General features: G+C 28.8%; 1 protein-coding gene. It reads left to right on the plus strand.

The features are described from left to right. Positions 1–32 precede the first annotated feature (32 nt). Positions 33–998, plus strand: coding sequence for an FAD-dependent oxidoreductase (locus NSA58_RS20400; RefSeq protein ID WP_039678418.1), 966 nt, complete (start codon positions 33–35; stop codon positions 996–998). The last annotated feature ends 225 nt before the right edge of the window (positions 999–1,223 follow it).

The raw sequence follows: 1,223 nt of genomic DNA on the forward strand, positions 1-1,223 counted from the left end.
TAATTTAAAATTATTGACAGGAGATTATTAATATGGACAGAATATATGACGTAATTATAATTGGTGGTGGACCATCTGGATTATCAGCAGGTATTTATGCTGGTAGAGCTGCCTTAGATACATTAATAATAGAAAAACAATATTTAGGTGGACAAGCTATAACAACTTTTGAGATAGTAAATTATCCTGGAATAGTGGAGATTGACGGACCAAGTTTAATAGATACTATGAGAAAACAGGCTGAAAACTTTGGAGTTAAGTTTGAGTATAGCGAAATACTTTCAATGAATTTAGATGGTAAAATAAAAATAATAAAAACTGGAAATAAAGAATTTAAAGCTAAAACAGTTATAATATCAACAGGTGCTACTCCAAGAAAAGTAGGATTTAAAGGTGAAGAGAAATATTATGGAAGAGGAGTGTCATACTGTGCAACTTGTGATGGAGGATTTTTTAGAAATCTAGATGTGTTTGTTGTTGGTGGTGGATACTCTGCTGCAGAAGAATCTTTATATCTTTCAAGATTAGCTAGAAAAGTAACAGTATTTGTTAGAAAACCTAAGTTCTCATGTGCAAAATCTATTGCAGATAGAGTTTTAGCAAATGATAAAATAGAAGTTAAATTTAATACGGAAGTAGTAGAACTTGGGGGAGAAGAACAACCAACTTATATAGAATATGTAAATAATATTACAAATGAAAAAGAAAGATATGAACTTTCTAAGGATGATATTAGCTTTGGAACATTTGTACTTGCAGGACATATACCAGCTACTGATATGTTTAAAGGTTTAGTTAATATGGATGAATATGGATATATATTAACTGATGATAAAATGAAAACAAATATTGAAGGTGTATATGCTGCTGGTGATTTAAGAGAAAAATCATTAAGACAAGTTGTTACAGCTGTATCAGATGGTGCCATAGCTGCTACTGAATGCGAAAAATATTTAGAAGAAAATCATAATATATTTAAAAATATAGAAGAAAAATAAATTAAAAAGGAGCTACTCATTAATAAATTTAAATTATTATGAGAAAGCTCCTTTAATATTATCTTTTTTTCTTTTTCTTTTTTTTCTTACCTTTATTTAGACGCTTTTGTTCGGCCTTAATAGCTTTCTTTTCAGCTGCAATTCTAGCTTTTTCTTCAGCATCTTTTTTTTCTAATTTAGCAACATATAGAGTTAATAATAATAACACTATACCCATAATTACAA

Origin of the sequence: Terrisporobacter muris, from assembly GCF_024621905.1 — a bacterium.
In the GTDB taxonomy this organism is placed as follows: Bacteria; Bacillota; Clostridia; order Peptostreptococcales; family Peptostreptococcaceae; genus Terrisporobacter; species Terrisporobacter muris.

Excerpts from the sequence above, each read along its gene's own strand:
- NSA58_RS20400 (WP_039678418.1), top strand. The coding sequence starts at position 33 with ATGGACAGAATATATGACGTAATTATAATTGGTGGTGGACCATCTGGA.